Genomic DNA, 14,867 nt, shown 5'->3' on the forward strand with positions numbered 1-14,867 from the left:
GGGCAGGTTGGTGGGGTCGCTTACGGCTGGGGTGGGGATTTGCGCTCTCATCAGTCGTCCGCCATAGAGAGCAAAGATCGCTACAACACCAAAGAACAGGACATTACTCCAGGGTTGCCAATGGAGCAAGCTCACAAAGGCCCAGACGGACAGCACCATCAGTGTGAACGGGAGACGGCGATCGCACCTGAAGTTCGGGTTCATAATTAAAAAGGTTCTGAAAGGTCAGGCCTGAGGGTTAGGGTTTCCAAAACCAGATAACCGCCGCCCCAACAATAATGCCAACAACCCCTGCCACTAAAGCACTCCATCGCATTGCACTTTGGGTTACCGCCAGTACCGGATTATCGAGGAGATTAGCGGAAAAATGCAAACTTTGAATTAGCCATCGGTGATTTGCTTTTTGCAGAACCGCCGTCCAACGCAGAGGCATATCATTGTTTTTCCCGTCTTTGAAGTTAAAGGTCGAGGTGGCGGCCCCATAGGCCACTTCTAAATTGGGAGCGAGCAGGATGCGATCAGTGTGTTCATCCAGAGTCATGGTGATGCTCTTAATGTTCGTCTGAAATTGATTTTCCCAATAACGTTGAAAATCCTCCACGCCATGAAACACCTGATTATCTACGGTGGTAATGGTGAAATCGGGATGGAGATAGGGTTTAACTTGGTCAAAATTGCGATGATTGAGGGCATCCAGAGCAATCTTGCGGGTTTCTAGGATGAGTTCAATATCCTCAGAGGGTAGAGACATAGGACGCGACAGAGAGAAAAAGGTGATTACTTTAGAATCCTTTTGGTATCGTTGAAATACCCCGGATGTTTAGAGTTTAGTCGGGAATTTTGAAATTAGGCGATCGTGATTTAGGGATTGTAAAACTTTTTCAACCTGTTAAACTGTCAATCCTGGCTTCAATGGAGTCGAGTCGTTTTCCGGTATCGGTCACTTTCCGGTCAATGGTACTGATCGCCTTTAAACTCCTGGATAACCCTTAAGTAAAGTCGGTTCTTATCCCCCACATTGGGGGTCCGCCGGTCAGTACCCTGGGTATTGATAGTTAGCTTTCATCCGGCGGGGGGGTGGGGAGGCAGAAAAAAAAGGGAGGGACGACGACCATAAAGTGCCGGGAAACATATCTTTATTTTTGCCTTCCTGATATTAAAGTTTATTCTTTTATCAAAATTAATTCTTTTTTCTTTGGGTTAAATAAAACTAAAAATATGCTCAAATGCTTGCTGAGCAAGGGATTGGGCAAAACATTTTAAACACATTTTTTATAATGGGTATAAGAATGCGTTCAAAATATTTTCATTGAGTCTTTGAAATATAGGATTGAGTATGGATAGATTCCCCACATCCTCAATGCACGGTGGTAATCCACGGTGTTATCAAATTTGAACCCCACAGAAAGCCCAGCTTTAGCCGGGCGGACTCCAGTTCCCATTAGTGGCCAGCAAAAACTACCCCATTCAGAGCAGCGGTCGTGATCAGCTTTGGCTAAGATAGGTTGGAAAATCCGTGTATCCTGCTGAATAATTTCCCTCTGTCCCATTCCAAACTTTGGGATCAGGGTCTGGAGCTAAAGCCCAGCCATTGGCAAAGCGTTGTACCAGATCTGGATTTGAGATATAGGGACGACCAAAGGCAATTAGATCAGCATTTCCTTCGGCGATCGCCGTTTCCGCAGTAGCTTGGGTATAACCACAATTCCCCATCAGGGTTCCGGAATAAACTGCTCGAAAATCAGCCAAAGTTAAGGGTTCTCCCAAGTCATGGAAACCAAATGCTAGACCATCTACGATATGCAAATAACCCAAATTGTAGGCGTTTAAGCGTTGTGCAAAATAGGGAAAAGCTTCTCGATAATCGGGGGATCCCATATCATTAAAAACGCCATTGGGAGATAGACGAACCCCCACCCGTTGGGACGGAAACACCGTTAAAACAGCTTCAGTCACTTCGCGTAAAAAACGGAACCGATTTTCTAAACTACCCCCATAAGCGTCAGTACGTTGATTAGTTTTAGACTGTAAGAATTCATCAATTAAATAGCCGTTGGCTCCGTGGATTTCCACCCCATCAAAGCCGGCTTCCTTAGCCCGCATGGCGGCTTGGCGATAATCTTCTACTGTGGCAGCAATCTCTTGAACGGTTAATGGCCGGGGTGTTTGATGAGCCTGTTTTCCATCCGGGGTATGGATATAGTCGCCGTTAATGGCGATCGCCGAGGGAGCAACGGGTAAACCCAAATGGGGATGAAAAGATTGATGGGAAGCCCGGCCACAGTGCCAGAGTTGCAGAAAGACTTTCGATCCTGCGTGGTGAATTCCCTGTACAATCGCCTTCCAAGCTTGAACCTGGGCATCATTATAAATACCAGGGGTGTTATTCCAACCGATGCCAATTTCAGAAACTACCGTAGCTTCGGTAATTATCAAACCCGCATTGGCCCGTTGGCAATAATATTTCACCATTAGGGACGTGGGAACCCGATCATCCCCGGTTCTAGCTCTAGTCATAGGAGCCAATACCACCCGATTTTTCAGGGAGAGATCACCAAGCTGATAGATGTCAAGTAAAGAAGTCATAAAAAATATTTACCAATGAGTTGAGGTCAATAAACTAAATAGATGTTTTCGGTGCTATGAGATGGCCTCCAAAAGTCCACTTCTAGTCCTTTCGTCTAAGCGCGAATATGGGTTAAAAATTCTGTCCACCGCCGCCAAATTGCTCTGACGACTTTCCGTTGCTGAAAAACGTGTAAAACGACAACGGTGAGGAAGAGATAGGACAACCAAAAATGGAGTGATCGCCCGAGGTCAACACGAGCTTCATTTTCTGAAAATAAATCGGGAACGGTCATTCCCAGAAAAAAAACATTACTGCTTTTGAAAGAGTTGGAAAAAAATAAGCCACTGAGGGGAACAGCCAGCATGAATAAATACAACAGAGAATGTAGGGTCACCTTGCGCCACCATGCCGTTGAGAAACGAGGAGTGCGACGGGAATACTTTTTCCACCAGACTCGCAACAAAACTAGAATGCGCCAGAGCAGTAAACCGATGACAAAAACTCCCAATCCTTTATGAAAATCATATAGACCAGAGCGAATGGGAACCTCCCGTGACAAATCCGCCATAATCAACCCTGTGGGAAATAAACAGAAGTAACACCACGACATACTCCAATGAAGTGCCATCAGGTGTTGATACGCAGAGGTTAGGCGACCAGGGGTCTGAAAAAATGAAAGCCAAGATAGGAGAGACATTGTTTTTCATCAAAAAGTGAACCTGAGTGAAAAAGTGGACAATCCGGAAGGGTCGAAAACTAAGGGGAATGTCCAAATACTGATTACTGGATTCCAGCCTCTAAAAATTTCTTTGCTCAAAAAATTAACCCTTGAAATGCTTATCTTGTAAGGATTTTGGAAAATAAATTTTCTGTAATTGTAGGTTTTGTTCAAGATGCACATGGTAGTCCTAATTTGACAATGGTTTGTTAAGTGGATGATGGCTTCTCATCAGCAAAAGATGGGCCGCAGGCACATAGTACAGTGCTAGTAAAGTTGCGCCCCCCAATCCCCCCGCTAAGGCGATCGCCAAGGGAGGCCAAAATCCAGTTTCATCCAACAGCAGTGGAGTGAAGCCAATAATGGTGGTAAAGGTGGTAGCAAGGACATGACGGGTGGCTTTCAAGACAACGGTGGAGGTGGCTTGGGCATGGCCCACGCGAGCTAAGGGGTTTTCCTGCAACGCAGCCAGAACCACAATGGAATCGTTAATAGCTAAGCCGATTAAGCCCAACGTTCCTAAAATGGCGGTAAAGCCAAAAAGTGCTTGGAACAGCCACAGGGCAAGGGCGGCTAAACCCACTGACCATAGGGCTACCGAGCCAATCAGGGCGGCTAAGCGGAAGGAATTGAAGGATAGGATTAACGTCGCAGCCATGGTCACCACTAAAATTCCTACCAAGCCCAAAAGATTAGCCACCGCTGTCCCCTGGGCATCGGCTTCGCCGCCATAAGCTAGGTCGTACCCTGGCGGTAACAAGAAATTTTGAGCTTGCAGTTGTTCCTGCAATTGCGCCAAAGTATTAGAAGGTAAAGCTCCAGCGGTTAAAAAGCCTTGCACGGTATTAATCCGTTTACCGTTATAGCGATTAATTTGCGCCACGCCTGGCACTAGCGTCATATCGGCGATCGCCACCAGGGGGAGCAGTTCACCACTAGGGGTGAGCAAATCCAGGGAACGAATCTGATCAAGATCTTGACGGGTAGAAGAATTGACCCGGACACGAACCGGCAAATCCTCGGTAGCTTCCAAAACAGATCCCCCGGTTACCCCTTCTAGCGTGGCCTGTAATTGATTGGCGATCGCCTGGTGATCTAACCCCACCAAACGGGCTTGGACTTCATCCACCTGTAACGCGAGTTTCGGCAAAGCTTCCGAGAGATTCGCTTGGGTGTGAATCACATTTTCTATCGTGCTTAGTTCTCGCCGTAACTGATCGCCGAGTAACCTCAATTCCCGTAAATTTGACCCGGATAACCGCAATTCAATGGGAGCGGCCAGGGGCGGGCCCTGTTCTAACTGTCGCACCAGTACCTGCGCTTCGGGAAAAGCTTGGGTTAGGGCCTGTTGAAGGTTTTGGATAAGGTTGCGGAGATTTTCCTTAGAGCGGAGTTGGACAATACCTTGGGCATAGTTGGCCGCATTTTCTCGGTCGGGAATAACGTTATAAAAAAAGGCGGGGGCGCTTTCCCCCAGAAACCAGTGAACATCAGCTACATCAGGATATTCCAGGATTAAGTCCCGGGCCTGTTGAACTTGGGCTTGGGTAGCATTAATGGCAGTGGCGGCGGGTAACGTCCATTGGATTTGAAACTGGTCGCGGTTGGTGGGGGGAAAAAATTGCTGCTCTAGCTGGGCAAATTGCCAAAATCCCCCTAGAGGTAAAACTAAACAGAGACCAATGGTTAACCAGGGTCGTCGAAAAAGCCCCTCCAAGCTCCAACGGTAAGCACGGGCCAAAGCGGCATGGCTCACCCCGGTTTGTAGCCATGGGTAGCGCTGAAAGGGTTGCCACGGTGCCATTTTGCCGGCAAAGGTGACAATCACTGTGAGGGATAACAGTAGGGAACTGACCAGGGCGAGGATGACGGTTGCCCCGATCGCCCCGATAAATTCCCCTGTGGCACCGGGGGAAAAGGCAATGGGCACAAAGGCCAAGACTGTGGTTAATGTGGAAGCCAGAAGAGGAATCCAGAGGTGTTGCACTGTGTCGGCAACAGCTTTTTCCGGTGGCATCCCCTGCTGGAGATGGTGCTGTACTTCATCTACCACCACAATGGCGTTATCAATCAATAACCCCAAGGCAATGATCAAGCCAGTGACAGACATTTGGTGTAGGGGGATGTTCAACGCCCCCATGGCCCCAAACACCATCAACGTAGCTAGGGGTAACGCCGTTCCCACCACCAAGGCCGCTTTCAGTCCCAACATTGCCAGTGACACGACAATCACTAACCCGGAACTGACCAGCAAGTTTTGCCAGACCCCATTGAGCCGTTGCTGTACATACTGGCTTTGGTCTAACACCACCGTCAGCCCCAGCCCTGCTCCCAGATCCTGTTCAAAGGACGTTAACACCACCTGGGCCTGCTTGGCCCATTGATCCACCCGGACAGAAGATTCCACCGTAGCCGCAATGGCGATCGCCGGTTTGCCACCAATCAAGGCCAAGGAGGAGGGAGGAGCTTGTACCCCTTTACTGACTTGGGCGATGTGACCCAACCGTTGGCTTTCGCCGCTAGTAGCAACTTTGATCGGAATTTGGCGAATTTGCTCTAGGGTCTGCAAATTACTATCGATTTCAATTAATAAATCGGTTTGGGGGCTACGTAGTTGCCCAGCGGACACCTTGGCATCACTGGCAGCAATTTGCTGGGCTAAGGCCCTGGGAGTCAGGCCTAAACGAACCAGATCCGCCGGTTGTATTTCTACTTGAATTTCTTCCGGCACATCCCCCACCATTTCCACTTGCTTTGTCCCCGGTAACTCCCGGAGTTGCTGCACTAGGCGATCACCGACCCGTTGAAGAAGATTAAAATTGGCGGGTCTGTCCAGTTCCCAGGTCAAGCCCACAATTAAGGCATTGGCAACGGGGTCACCCGCCTCGTATTCTGGTTCACTGGCGTCAGACGGCAGCAAGGGCACCACATCGTTTAACTCGCTACGCACCTTTGACCAGACTGGGTCAACATTTTGAATGGCCTCGTCCAATTCAATTTCAATGATGGATAAGCCTCGACTCGACGTAGATTCGATGACGGAAATTTCTTCAAGTTCCAGGAGCTTATCTTCAATTTTTTCGGTAATCAGCGCTTCCACCCGTTCCGGGGTTGCACCGGGCAAACTGGTGGTAACGGTACCAAAACGCTGTACCAGTTCCGGGTCTTCCATGCGGGGCAGGGTAAACAAAGCAGTAACGCCCCATACCAGCACCAGAATCAGGGTCAATAGTAACAGCCGGCCATTGCGATAAAAAAGACTAAACATGGGCATTTTTCCTACTGCACCGTTACTGTTTGCCCCGTCACCAGGCGATGACTACCACTGCTAATCAGGCGATCGCCAGGTTGTAATAGCCCCCGCACCAAACTGAGATCACCTTGGGTGTGGAGCACTTCTACATCTTGGCGAGACACAATGTACTGATGGGGTTGGGGCTGTTTTGGTCCCAAAACATAGACCGACCATAAACCCTGTTCCCCCGGCACCAAGGCAGTGGAAGTAACCCAAAATCCCTCTAAAGGCTGGGTTTCAGTAACGTCTAACTGGGCCGTTTCCCCTGCCTGCAGTCGGGTTGGGGCATCGTTTAACTGCAGAATGGCGGTGGTGGTGCGGGTACTACTATTGAGCGCAGGCAAGAGAGCTGTTACCGTACCGCTGTAACCTTGACCCCGGACGTTAACTGAATAGGTTTGTCCTGCCCGCATTTGGCCGGACAAATTGGGGGGAATACCAATGTGAGCTTCCGGCATGCCCGCCGCCACTAAACGAAACACTGGACTGCCCGCCCCCACCACCATGCCCGGATCAACCAGGCGATCGCCAATGGTGCCAGAGAAGGGCGCTAGAAGTTGCGCTTTAGAGATTTGAATCTCAATTTGGCGAATTTGTGCGTCTAACCCTTGAATACGAGCCTGTTGGCCGGCGATCGGTTCGGGACGGCTACCGTTATTGAGTTTGTCTAAATTGCTTTGGGCGATTTCTAAACGACGTTTGAGGGAAGCCTCTGCCACTCGTTCCTCATCCAACTGCTCCAAAGAAATTGCCCCTTCCGCATAAAGCTGTTCCCGTCTTTGGGTTTTCAAGCTTGCCAAGGTCAACTGTTCTTCTAATTCTGCCACTGCCCCCTGCCCCGCCGCAATATCTTCCCAACGGGAGCCATTGTTCAACTCTGCCAATCCCGCTTGTAGTTCTAAGCGCTGGGCTTCTAATTCTGCTTTTTGCGCTTTTAACGTCCGAGTATCTAGCCGCGCTAAAGGTTGACCCTCCATGACTTCCGCCCCTTTATCCACCAGCAACTCCGCCAAAGTTCCCCCCTGTTCAAACCCTAAGTCGCTTTGCTTGCGGGGAACAATTTCGCCAGTGTAGGTGCGTTTTACCTGATAACCCCTAACCGGCTCAACGGGACTCACCGTAACGGGCAAAGGCGCTTTTTCGCTTACCGCCGAGGCCATGGCCGTGACATTGGAGGTACTTTGTTGTTGCCCCAACCACCACCAGCCCACTCCCCCCGCAGCTATGGCGATCGCCACCCAGAGAAGTAACCGCCGCCAACGTCCGCCGGTATTTCTCTGCTGAGACGGTTCGGCGATCATGAACGGAGTTGTTTCAACAATCACTGTCGGAGATGGGACAAGGGAAGCGGTAACACGGGGATCAACAGTCATACAAAACTCTTTTTTAACAACAAAGTTTAGACAATTTGTTGAGTAGCTGCCGTCAGTCTATACTCAACTAATTGGATATGTCAATCGCCCGCTCTGGGTTTTTTATTGCTATGGCCCTTGCCCACACCATCCTGTCGATTTTGATTGAGTTGCCCGCCAGTGGTTACGACATTGGCAAACGTTTTGAAGACGGTATCAGTTGTTTTTGGCAAGCTAGTCAACAACAGATTTATCGAGAACTAGGCAAAATGGAAGGGGCTGGTTGGGTGTCTAAGCATACGGTGCCCCAGAAGGGAAAACCGGATAAAAAAATTTATTCGATCACCCCAGAAGGCAAGCAGATTTTATTGCACTGGTGTTTACAGCCGACGGAACCAACGCCGATTCGGGAGGATTTATTGGTCCGAATTATGGATTTTCCCTATGTGAAATCTGACGTTATTCTGGGGGAGATCCAACGACGTAAGCTTTTACACCAACAGCATTTGCAACATTTTCGGGAAAAGCAGGCGCATTATCTAGAGCATGGGCAGTTTAAGGATGATCCCCCTTCAGCCCGAGATCGGTACCGCTATCTAACCTTGTTACGGGGAATTCGTTTTGAGGAGAGTTGGGTGGATTGGTGTGATGAGGTGCTTGAAGCATTAGGCAGTTGAAGCCTTTTCTGGCGATCGCCACGAGGCATTCTCTTGATTCATCCAACAAACAAAGTTAATCAAGGTTTTGATCTTGGGGAAGGCAGCCAAGATATCGGCATGTTCATTGTTTCGTCATACTTTTCATCACACCGCCCATGATTCGCACCCGCGCCCATCTTGGCAAAGGTACAAGGGAATAAGTGAGGAGTTTTGATAAAAATCCCGGCAGCACTGTGGACTTTCGCCCCAATGCCTTCAAAGTCCCTTCGGCAACCTCGCCAGCACTGAGAGCTTTTCCCATCTTCATCCCGGCGCGATCGCTAAAACCGCTGTTAGTGGGGCCTGGGGCAGAGGCAATGACGTCAACACCAATAGGTGCAAGTTCCACATACAGGGCTTCAGCCAGTGTTTGCACATAAGCCTTGGTCGCTGCGTAGTGAGCGGCAAATGGTGTTCCCTGAAACCCCACGATCGAACTCATCAATACGATGCCGCCTCGTCGTTGCTTGGCAAACCGCTGGGAAAAGTGCCAGGTTAGCCCCAAGAGTGATCGGCAGTTAACATTTAACATCTCCATCTCTTGTTTCAGTTGAGCATTGAGAAACGCCCCCGATGTCCCAAAACCGGCCGCTGCTACCAGTAAACCGACATCTAAATCGTGAGTTTGTGCCGCAAGGATTTCCATGCTCGTCTCCACCGATAAATCCTGAATCACCAAGCGCACCTCAATCCCATAGCGATCGCTTAAATCCTGAGCCATCTGCTTTAAAATCGTTTGCCTCCGCGCCACCAAAACAAGATTCAATTCCGACTGAGCCAACCTCAGTGCCATTTCTCGACCAATGCCGGAGGATGCGCCTGTGACGACAGCCTAAGGACCATATCGGGTCTTTAGTCGCTTTTGCAAATTTCCCATGCTAACTCATGTTTTTGTGTTCAATTTTTTGAGTACAAGAACTAAGATATACTCAGATCACGAAATCCGTCAAGCGATTTTTAGTCCCATTTTTTCTAGAACTGGCATTTATGGCTCTCAAACATACGATCCTGGCATTTCTATCGCGACAACCCCTGAGTGGCTATGAAGTCGCAAAAGAATTTGCTGAAGGATTTGGGGGTTGCTTTTGGAAGGCGAGTCAGCAACAGGTGTATGCCGAACTGAGCAAATTAGAGAAACAAGATCGCGTCATCTATGAGGCGATTCCCCAGCCCGGACGCTTAGATAAAAAAATCTATTCCATCACTGCCAAAGGGCAAGAAGAACTGATTGACTGGTTAACCCAACCCACGGAACCCACTGCCATCCGTGAGGATCTGGGTGTTATAGGATTAGCGGGGCATCTCGTGCCTAGTCAGATGGTTGTTCGCGAAATTGAACGCAGACAAAAACTGCATCGCGAAATGGCGCAGCATTTGAAAAAAATGGACGAACACTTTGCCAAAAATTTGGATTTGCTCGAACTTAAAGATCTGTATATGCACCTCGTCATCCGTCGGGCAATTCGCTATCAAGAGGACTGGGTAGCATGGTGTGATGAATCACTTAAGGCAATCAATCGGGTTGTGGATAATTTGGAAGATTAGAATTCAAAACGAGTGGGCGATGCTGCTATGAATTTAGCTCTAGTTTTCTCTCCCGGTTTAACCCGCAAACAATCTTCACGAAACTGTAACTTCATAAGAGTAAATCCAGCGTTAAGCGATCGCCAACTAACTCTTACTTACCCTGTCTTTGTTAATCCCAACGGCGTTCGGCATTGCCATTTGACTAGACCCTAGCTTCATTGGCACAACCCGTAGCGGATCTCTGCGAGATCGCCTATTGTTAAAGTGATTTAAAGGGATGATGGCTTGAAAGTATTGATGAAATTTCTCTTTCCTTGGCGTCGGCGTAAATCTCATGGATTAAAGCCAGCTCCTTATGCAAATCCAATCCGCCACCTGCGTCCAATTCGGTCAGGGAATTCCAGGCATAGAGAGTCCCAGGCAATGAAGACAGATTTATATCATTGGTTACTGGTACTTTCCTGGCCAAAATTTTTGGCGATTATCGGCCTTTTTTATTTTGGTTTAAATGTCTTTTTTGCTCTAATTTTTTTCTTAATTGGAGGCGGTATTGCTAATGCTCAACCGGGATCATTTTTAGATCTATTTTTTTTTAGTATTCAAACTCTTTCAACGGTGGGATATGGTGCTATGTATCCCAAAACTGTGCCCGCTCAAATCGTCGTCAGTGTGGAAATTTTTGTTGGACTGATCAGCCTGGCTATTTTAACGGGATTAATGTTTTCACGTTTTGCTAAACCCACCTCCAGGGTATTATTTAGTGAAGTCGCTGTGGTCTGCCCCTTTGAAAATATTCCAACATTAATGTTTCGCACTGCTAATCAACGGGATAATCGTATTTTAGAAGCCCAAATTAGAGTCAGTTTAGTTCGGGATGAGCAAAGCCAAGAAGGACATAAAATGCGCCGTTTTTATGATTTAAACTTACTACGCTCCCACACTCCAGTTTTCGGTTTGAGTTGGTTAGTTATGCATCCTATAGACAGTAATAGTCCACTTTATGGGATTTTGGAAACAAAGAATGAACAACTAAGGTTAGAACTTTGGATTAGTTTCACTGGCTTAGATGAAAGTTTTTCCCAAACCATTCACAGTCGTTACGTCTATGAGGGGACAGATATTCATTGGCAGCATCGTTTTGTGGATATTTTTCATCAAACCCCAGAAGGTCAATGGTTTATCAACATGGACAATTTTCATCTAACGGAACCTTATCGCCAGTAAACCCCTAGTAAAATTTGGCGATCGCCGGAGGAATTCTCGGAGTTAGCTTAACGAAAACAAACATTTCAGAAAAATGGTCCAGTTATCCAGCAGAATAGCGAAGGATAACAAGTTAAATGGCATAATTAATAAAACAATTAGTGTGAGCAATTGCAACGGGGCAAAAATTAAGGCCTCTATTCCCACTTTGTTCAATAATATTACTAAGGTATTGTTGATTTTTATTTTTGATATTGGATCAGAGCTTTCGGTGTTTAATTTAAAACCTTAACGTAAAAATTTATTATCTAAATGTTTACTTCTATACGCCGGCTATTTGACCAGTTTTGGAATAAATCTAGAACAGTTAAGAATGAACCCCTAAACAAGGTCAGCTTAATTGTAATTATTTTTATTGACATTTTTATTCTTGTCAATGTTTTTACCGGCATAGAAGACATTGGCCAATGGTATCTTCAACCAAATTTAGTCTATCCTTGCCACGCTGCTTGGCAAAATTATCAAACCCAAACAACTGCTGGCAAAAATTTTCAAATTATTCAGGAAGCTATTGCCACTGACCCTATCGAGCAATACAATTTAGAGCAAAATTTTAGAGAGTCAGAAAATGGGCATCTTGGGCAAGTTAGTGAAGTCTGTTTAACCTATGCCCAATATCACGATAAAATTCAAACCACCGATAATCAAAATCTTATTATTAAGATTAATCAGACCGTAGCTCAAATTAATGATCTTGAAGAATCCAATAATACCATCCGCTCCCAGTATGACTCGACATTATTAGAAAAAATTGCTGGTCAAAGGAAGGAAAATTCAATTAATCAAACCCCTCCAGAAAAAGCCAAGCAACAATTAAATCAAAATATTGCTAAAATTGCCAGTTTAAAGCAGGAAATTACCCGCCTAGAACAACAACTTTTGGTAAAACCAGAAAGCGTCAATTTTCTTAATTTTATTAATCAAAAAGAGGTCTGGGAGGACTTAAATCAGAGTTATCTCAATGCGATATTTTGGTATCCGACTATTCGGTTTCTTTTCCAAAGTCTATTTTTAATACCTTTAATTGTAACTGCCCTTTGGGTTCATAGTTTTGCAGTCAAAAAAGGCTATGGATTAGTGGCTTTGATTAGCTGGCACTTGCTAGTTATTTTTCTTATTCCCCTAATTTTAAAGGTCTTTGAATTTTTACAATTTGGTCTTATTTTTGATCTCGTCTTCAATTTTATTGAAGCTGTTTTTGGTGGATTAATTTTTGCCATTAGTTATCTATATATTTTGTTTATTCCTTTGGTGGGATTTGGCGTTATTAAATTTTTCCAAAGATTTGTTTTTAATCCTAAAGGTCAAGCAGCTAAACGGTTTCAAAAATCCAGTTGTGTAAAATGTGCGAAGCGAATTCGCCCCCAGGATTCCCATTGTCCCCACTGTGGTTATTATCAATATGTTGAATGCCTAAGTTGTCATGCTCTTACCTATCAACATTTACCCCACTGTAAAGAATGTGGTGCTCCCCAACGGCAGAGTGAATAATCTTCAAGTCTAGTTGATGAAAAATGACTGTAGTAAAAATAATGACACATTAAAATTGGCAATAGTTTACATCGCAATCGTTAATCACTCGTGTGGTAATGAAGCTGTTGTAAGTTTGGTTTGATGGTACAGCATTTTTTGAATTTTCAAACAAACCTGACCGCTTAAAGAGAAGCCATTTATCTTGCTTTCAGCAAATAAAAATTAATCTTAGTCAACAACTTCGCTTGGGGATTGCTAATCATGTCGAAAAGAGACTGATAATCCTTATCTGCAGCAGCATAAGCAGAGGCAATATCTACCATTGCTAAGGACTGGAATTCAGAGTCAGTGATGTCATTGACTATGGCAATGGCTTGGTCATAGTTGCCTAAACTAGCATAGGTAGAGGCAATATCTTTCATCAGTGTGGATTGCAAATTAAGCTCAGTCAGGGTCAAATCCTTCATTTCTGTGGATGAAACAATTAGTAAAATTATCGCTTTAAGGTTACTTCCATATTTTTGAGCAGAACATCATCTGGTTGAGATGCTATCCACCAAATTAAGGTAAAACCAAAAACAAATGCTAACCATGTAATAGCAAAAGCTAAGACAAATTTTACTGAGCGATGAATCCCAAATGAAAGAGTAGATGTTGCAGGATTTTTTGGATTGTATCGAACCTTTACTGATGAAGCATGCTCTAATTTATTGAGAATATCTTGGTGTGCCTGTCTGCCGCTACTGGAAGCATATCCAAATGCCAATCTGGAACTGGTATATGTCCGGCCCATGACAGAATAACGATACTCCACCTCTACCCCATAAGTTGTGCCATCGCTGTCTGAGTTCTCGCGAAGAGACAGATTGGTAATTGTGCCGGTTACAGATGGCCAATTAGATGCTTCGACTGATTGCTTGGCAGAGTTGATACCAGACCAAAGCAGACCAAACCCAACAGCGTAAAAGATGCTGATAAATAGAGAGAAAAAGAGCTTATCCATAACAGTTAATATTACAAAGGGGGTGTACAAGCTAACATCATTAGACTCCTCCAACCTCTGCTGATTTTTTTGCTTCCACTCAGGGGGCCTCTGGTCAGGGTCAAACCTTGGGCCTGAACTAGTTAGCCTTTGTCCAGCAGGGGTGGGGAGGCAGTAAAAATGGAAGGGACTACGACAATAAAGAGCTGGAACCATATCTTTATTGTCGTCTTTCTGATTTTAAAGTTTATCCCCCCAGTTGAGTTGAAAGTCCTCTTTATTTTGATTAGGAGCCAGGATGATAGCTAAAACCGATTTACAATCTCTCTTGTCAGCTCCCACAATGACTACTGCCGAAGCATTGTCTGTTTATGATTCCTTGGAACCTGTGAATTTGGCTTTTATGACAGGGCGTTGGCAGGGCAAGGGAATTTCCACTAATCATCCTATGGATGGCATATTGGAAATGATTTGTTGGTATGGTAAGGAGTTTATTGATTCAGAAACTGTTCATCCTTTGTTGTTTCAAAATACCGAGGGAGAAATTTTCAAACTGAAGCCAGATCCCACCGTAATGGCACTCTCCCTAAATTTTCATATCAATCGTTATCCATGGGTAGCTCCGGGTCTGCGTTGGTTTAATCGTTTCTTTAAAACTGAAGTTAGCCAAGCACGTTTGCGAATGATGGAAAATCGTGGTGTAGTTACCGCCACTATGATTTACGATTATTTACCAATTAATGATTCTTTTAAGAAAATTGACGATAATTCCGTATTTGGTTTGATGGATTATAAGCTCATCCCCCAGCCTTTTTTCTTTTTGTTACAACGGTCTGTTCTTCAAGCCTGATAAAATTCCCCCCCACTTTTTTGGCGATCGCCTACATCCTCAATGCACGATGGTAATCCACGATGCTATCAAATATACATCCCACAGAAAGCTGGGCGGACTTTGTTTCTCATCAGTGATCAAAAACATGATCATGATGA

12 protein-coding genes and 1 pseudogene are annotated in these 14,867 nt (G+C 45.6%); 5 read left to right on the top strand and 8 right to left on the bottom strand.

Annotation, left to right across the window (positions count from 1 at the left end):
- Positions 1-238: 238 nt before the first annotated feature.
- From IQ217_RS06090 to IQ217_RS06110, 5 genes are all read right to left on the bottom strand, one after another.
- A complete protein-coding gene (locus IQ217_RS06090) occupies positions 239-751 on the bottom strand; it encodes a YybH family protein (protein WP_190599874.1) in 513 nt (170 codons plus the stop codon).
- Between the two features lie 734 nt (positions 752-1,485).
- A complete protein-coding gene (locus IQ217_RS06095; RefSeq protein ID WP_194019284.1) occupies positions 1,486-2,586 on the bottom strand; it encodes an alkene reductase in 1,101 nt (366 codons plus the stop codon).
- 95 nt (positions 2,587-2,681) lie between these two features.
- Positions 2,682-3,266, bottom strand: coding sequence for a cytochrome b (locus IQ217_RS06100; RefSeq protein ID WP_194019285.1), 585 nt, complete (start codon positions 3,264-3,266; stop codon positions 2,682-2,684).
- 211 nt (positions 3,267-3,477) lie between these two features.
- Positions 3,478-6,555, bottom strand: a complete 3,078-nt coding sequence (locus IQ217_RS06105) for an efflux RND transporter permease subunit (RefSeq protein ID WP_194019286.1) — start codon at positions 6,553-6,555, stop codon at positions 3,478-3,480.
- An 11-nt stretch (positions 6,556-6,566) separates the two neighbouring features.
- Positions 6,567-7,955 carry an efflux RND transporter periplasmic adaptor subunit gene (locus IQ217_RS06110; protein WP_194019287.1) on the bottom strand — a complete coding sequence of 463 codons (1,389 nt, stop codon included), beginning with the start codon at positions 7,953-7,955 and terminating at the stop codon, positions 6,567-6,569.
- Between the two features lie 110 nt (positions 7,956-8,065).
- On the opposite strand from IQ217_RS06110, the gene IQ217_RS06115 reads away from it, so the two are divergent.
- Positions 8,066-8,611 carry a PadR family transcriptional regulator gene (locus IQ217_RS06115; RefSeq protein ID WP_190599879.1) on the top strand — a complete coding sequence of 182 codons (546 nt, stop codon included), beginning with the start codon at positions 8,066-8,068 and terminating at the stop codon, positions 8,609-8,611.
- 103 nt (positions 8,612-8,714) lie between these two features.
- Here the strand turns inward: IQ217_RS06115 and IQ217_RS06120 are convergent.
- Positions 8,715-9,452, bottom strand: a pseudogene (locus tag IQ217_RS06120) (SDR family NAD(P)-dependent oxidoreductase); the annotation flags it as partial.
- Between the two features lie 167 nt (positions 9,453-9,619).
- On the opposite strand from IQ217_RS06120, the gene IQ217_RS06125 reads away from it, so the two are divergent.
- From IQ217_RS06125 to IQ217_RS06135, 3 genes are all read left to right on the top strand, one after another.
- The gene (locus tag IQ217_RS06125; RefSeq protein WP_190599881.1) at positions 9,620-10,177 is read left to right on the top strand and encodes a PadR family transcriptional regulator; all 558 of its coding nucleotides are present in this window, start codon (positions 9,620-9,622) and stop codon (positions 10,175-10,177) included.
- A 279-nt stretch (positions 10,178-10,456) separates the two neighbouring features.
- Positions 10,457-11,383 (top strand): ion channel, encoded by a 927-nt coding sequence (locus tag IQ217_RS06130; RefSeq protein WP_194019288.1) that lies wholly within the window; start codon positions 10,457-10,459, stop codon positions 11,381-11,383.
- Positions 11,384-11,674: 291 nt separating this feature from the next.
- Positions 11,675-12,913, top strand: a complete 1,239-nt coding sequence (locus tag IQ217_RS06135; protein WP_194019289.1) for a zinc ribbon domain-containing protein — start codon at positions 11,675-11,677, stop codon at positions 12,911-12,913.
- A gap of 179 nt (positions 12,914-13,092) precedes the next feature.
- On the opposite strand, the gene IQ217_RS06140 is transcribed toward IQ217_RS06135, so the two are convergent.
- Together IQ217_RS06140 and IQ217_RS06145 are read right to left on the bottom strand one after the other, a co-directional pair.
- Complete coding sequence (locus IQ217_RS06140) at positions 13,093-13,362, bottom strand: hypothetical protein (RefSeq protein WP_190599884.1); 270 nt, start codon at positions 13,360-13,362, stop codon at positions 13,093-13,095.
- A 26-nt stretch (positions 13,363-13,388) separates the two neighbouring features.
- Entirely contained in the window at positions 13,389-13,898 is a 510-nt protein-coding gene (locus IQ217_RS06145) for a DUF3592 domain-containing protein (protein ID WP_194019290.1), read from the bottom strand.
- 322 nt (positions 13,899-14,220) lie between these two features.
- Between IQ217_RS06145 and IQ217_RS06150 the strand changes: the two genes are divergently transcribed.
- Positions 14,221-14,727, top strand: a complete 507-nt coding sequence (locus IQ217_RS06150; RefSeq protein ID WP_228017352.1) for a DUF4334 domain-containing protein — start codon at positions 14,221-14,223, stop codon at positions 14,725-14,727.
- Positions 14,728-14,867 lie beyond the last annotated feature (140 nt).

The organism is Synechocystis salina LEGE 00031 (genome assembly GCF_015207985.1).
Classification (GTDB): Bacteria; Cyanobacteriota; Cyanobacteriia; order Cyanobacteriales; family Microcystaceae; genus Synechocystis; species Synechocystis salina.

Bases quoted from the DNA above. Each gene is read 5' to 3' on its own strand.
- IQ217_RS06100 (WP_194019285.1), bottom strand. From the start codon at position 3,266: ATGTCTCTCCTATCTTGGCTTTCATTTTTTCAGACCCCTGGTCGCCTA.
- IQ217_RS06140 (WP_190599884.1), bottom strand. From the start codon at position 13,362: ATGAAGGATTTGACCCTGACTGAGCTTAATTTGCAATCCACACTGATG.
- IQ217_RS06150 (WP_228017352.1), top strand. From the start codon at position 14,221: ATGACTACTGCCGAAGCATTGTCTGTTTATGATTCCTTGGAACCTGTG.
- IQ217_RS06090 (WP_190599874.1), bottom strand. From the start codon at position 751: ATGTCTCTACCCTCTGAGGATATTGAACTCATCCTAGAAACCCGCAAG.
- IQ217_RS06095 (WP_194019284.1), bottom strand. From the start codon at position 2,586: ATGACTTCTTTACTTGACATCTATCAGCTTGGTGATCTCTCCCTGAAA.
- IQ217_RS06135 (WP_194019289.1), top strand. From the start codon at position 11,675: ATGTTTACTTCTATACGCCGGCTATTTGACCAGTTTTGGAATAAATCT.
- IQ217_RS06105 (WP_194019286.1), bottom strand. From the start codon at position 6,555: ATGTTTAGTCTTTTTTATCGCAATGGCCGGCTGTTACTATTGACCCTG.
- IQ217_RS06125 (WP_190599881.1), top strand. From the start codon at position 9,620: ATGGCTCTCAAACATACGATCCTGGCATTTCTATCGCGACAACCCCTG.
- IQ217_RS06110 (WP_194019287.1), bottom strand. From the start codon at position 7,955: ATGACTGTTGATCCCCGTGTTACCGCTTCCCTTGTCCCATCTCCGACA.
- IQ217_RS06115 (WP_190599879.1), top strand. From the start codon at position 8,066: ATGGCCCTTGCCCACACCATCCTGTCGATTTTGATTGAGTTGCCCGCC.
- IQ217_RS06130 (WP_194019288.1), top strand. From the start codon at position 10,457: ATGAAATTTCTCTTTCCTTGGCGTCGGCGTAAATCTCATGGATTAAAG.
- IQ217_RS06145 (WP_194019290.1), bottom strand. From the start codon at position 13,898: ATGGATAAGCTCTTTTTCTCTCTATTTATCAGCATCTTTTACGCTGTT.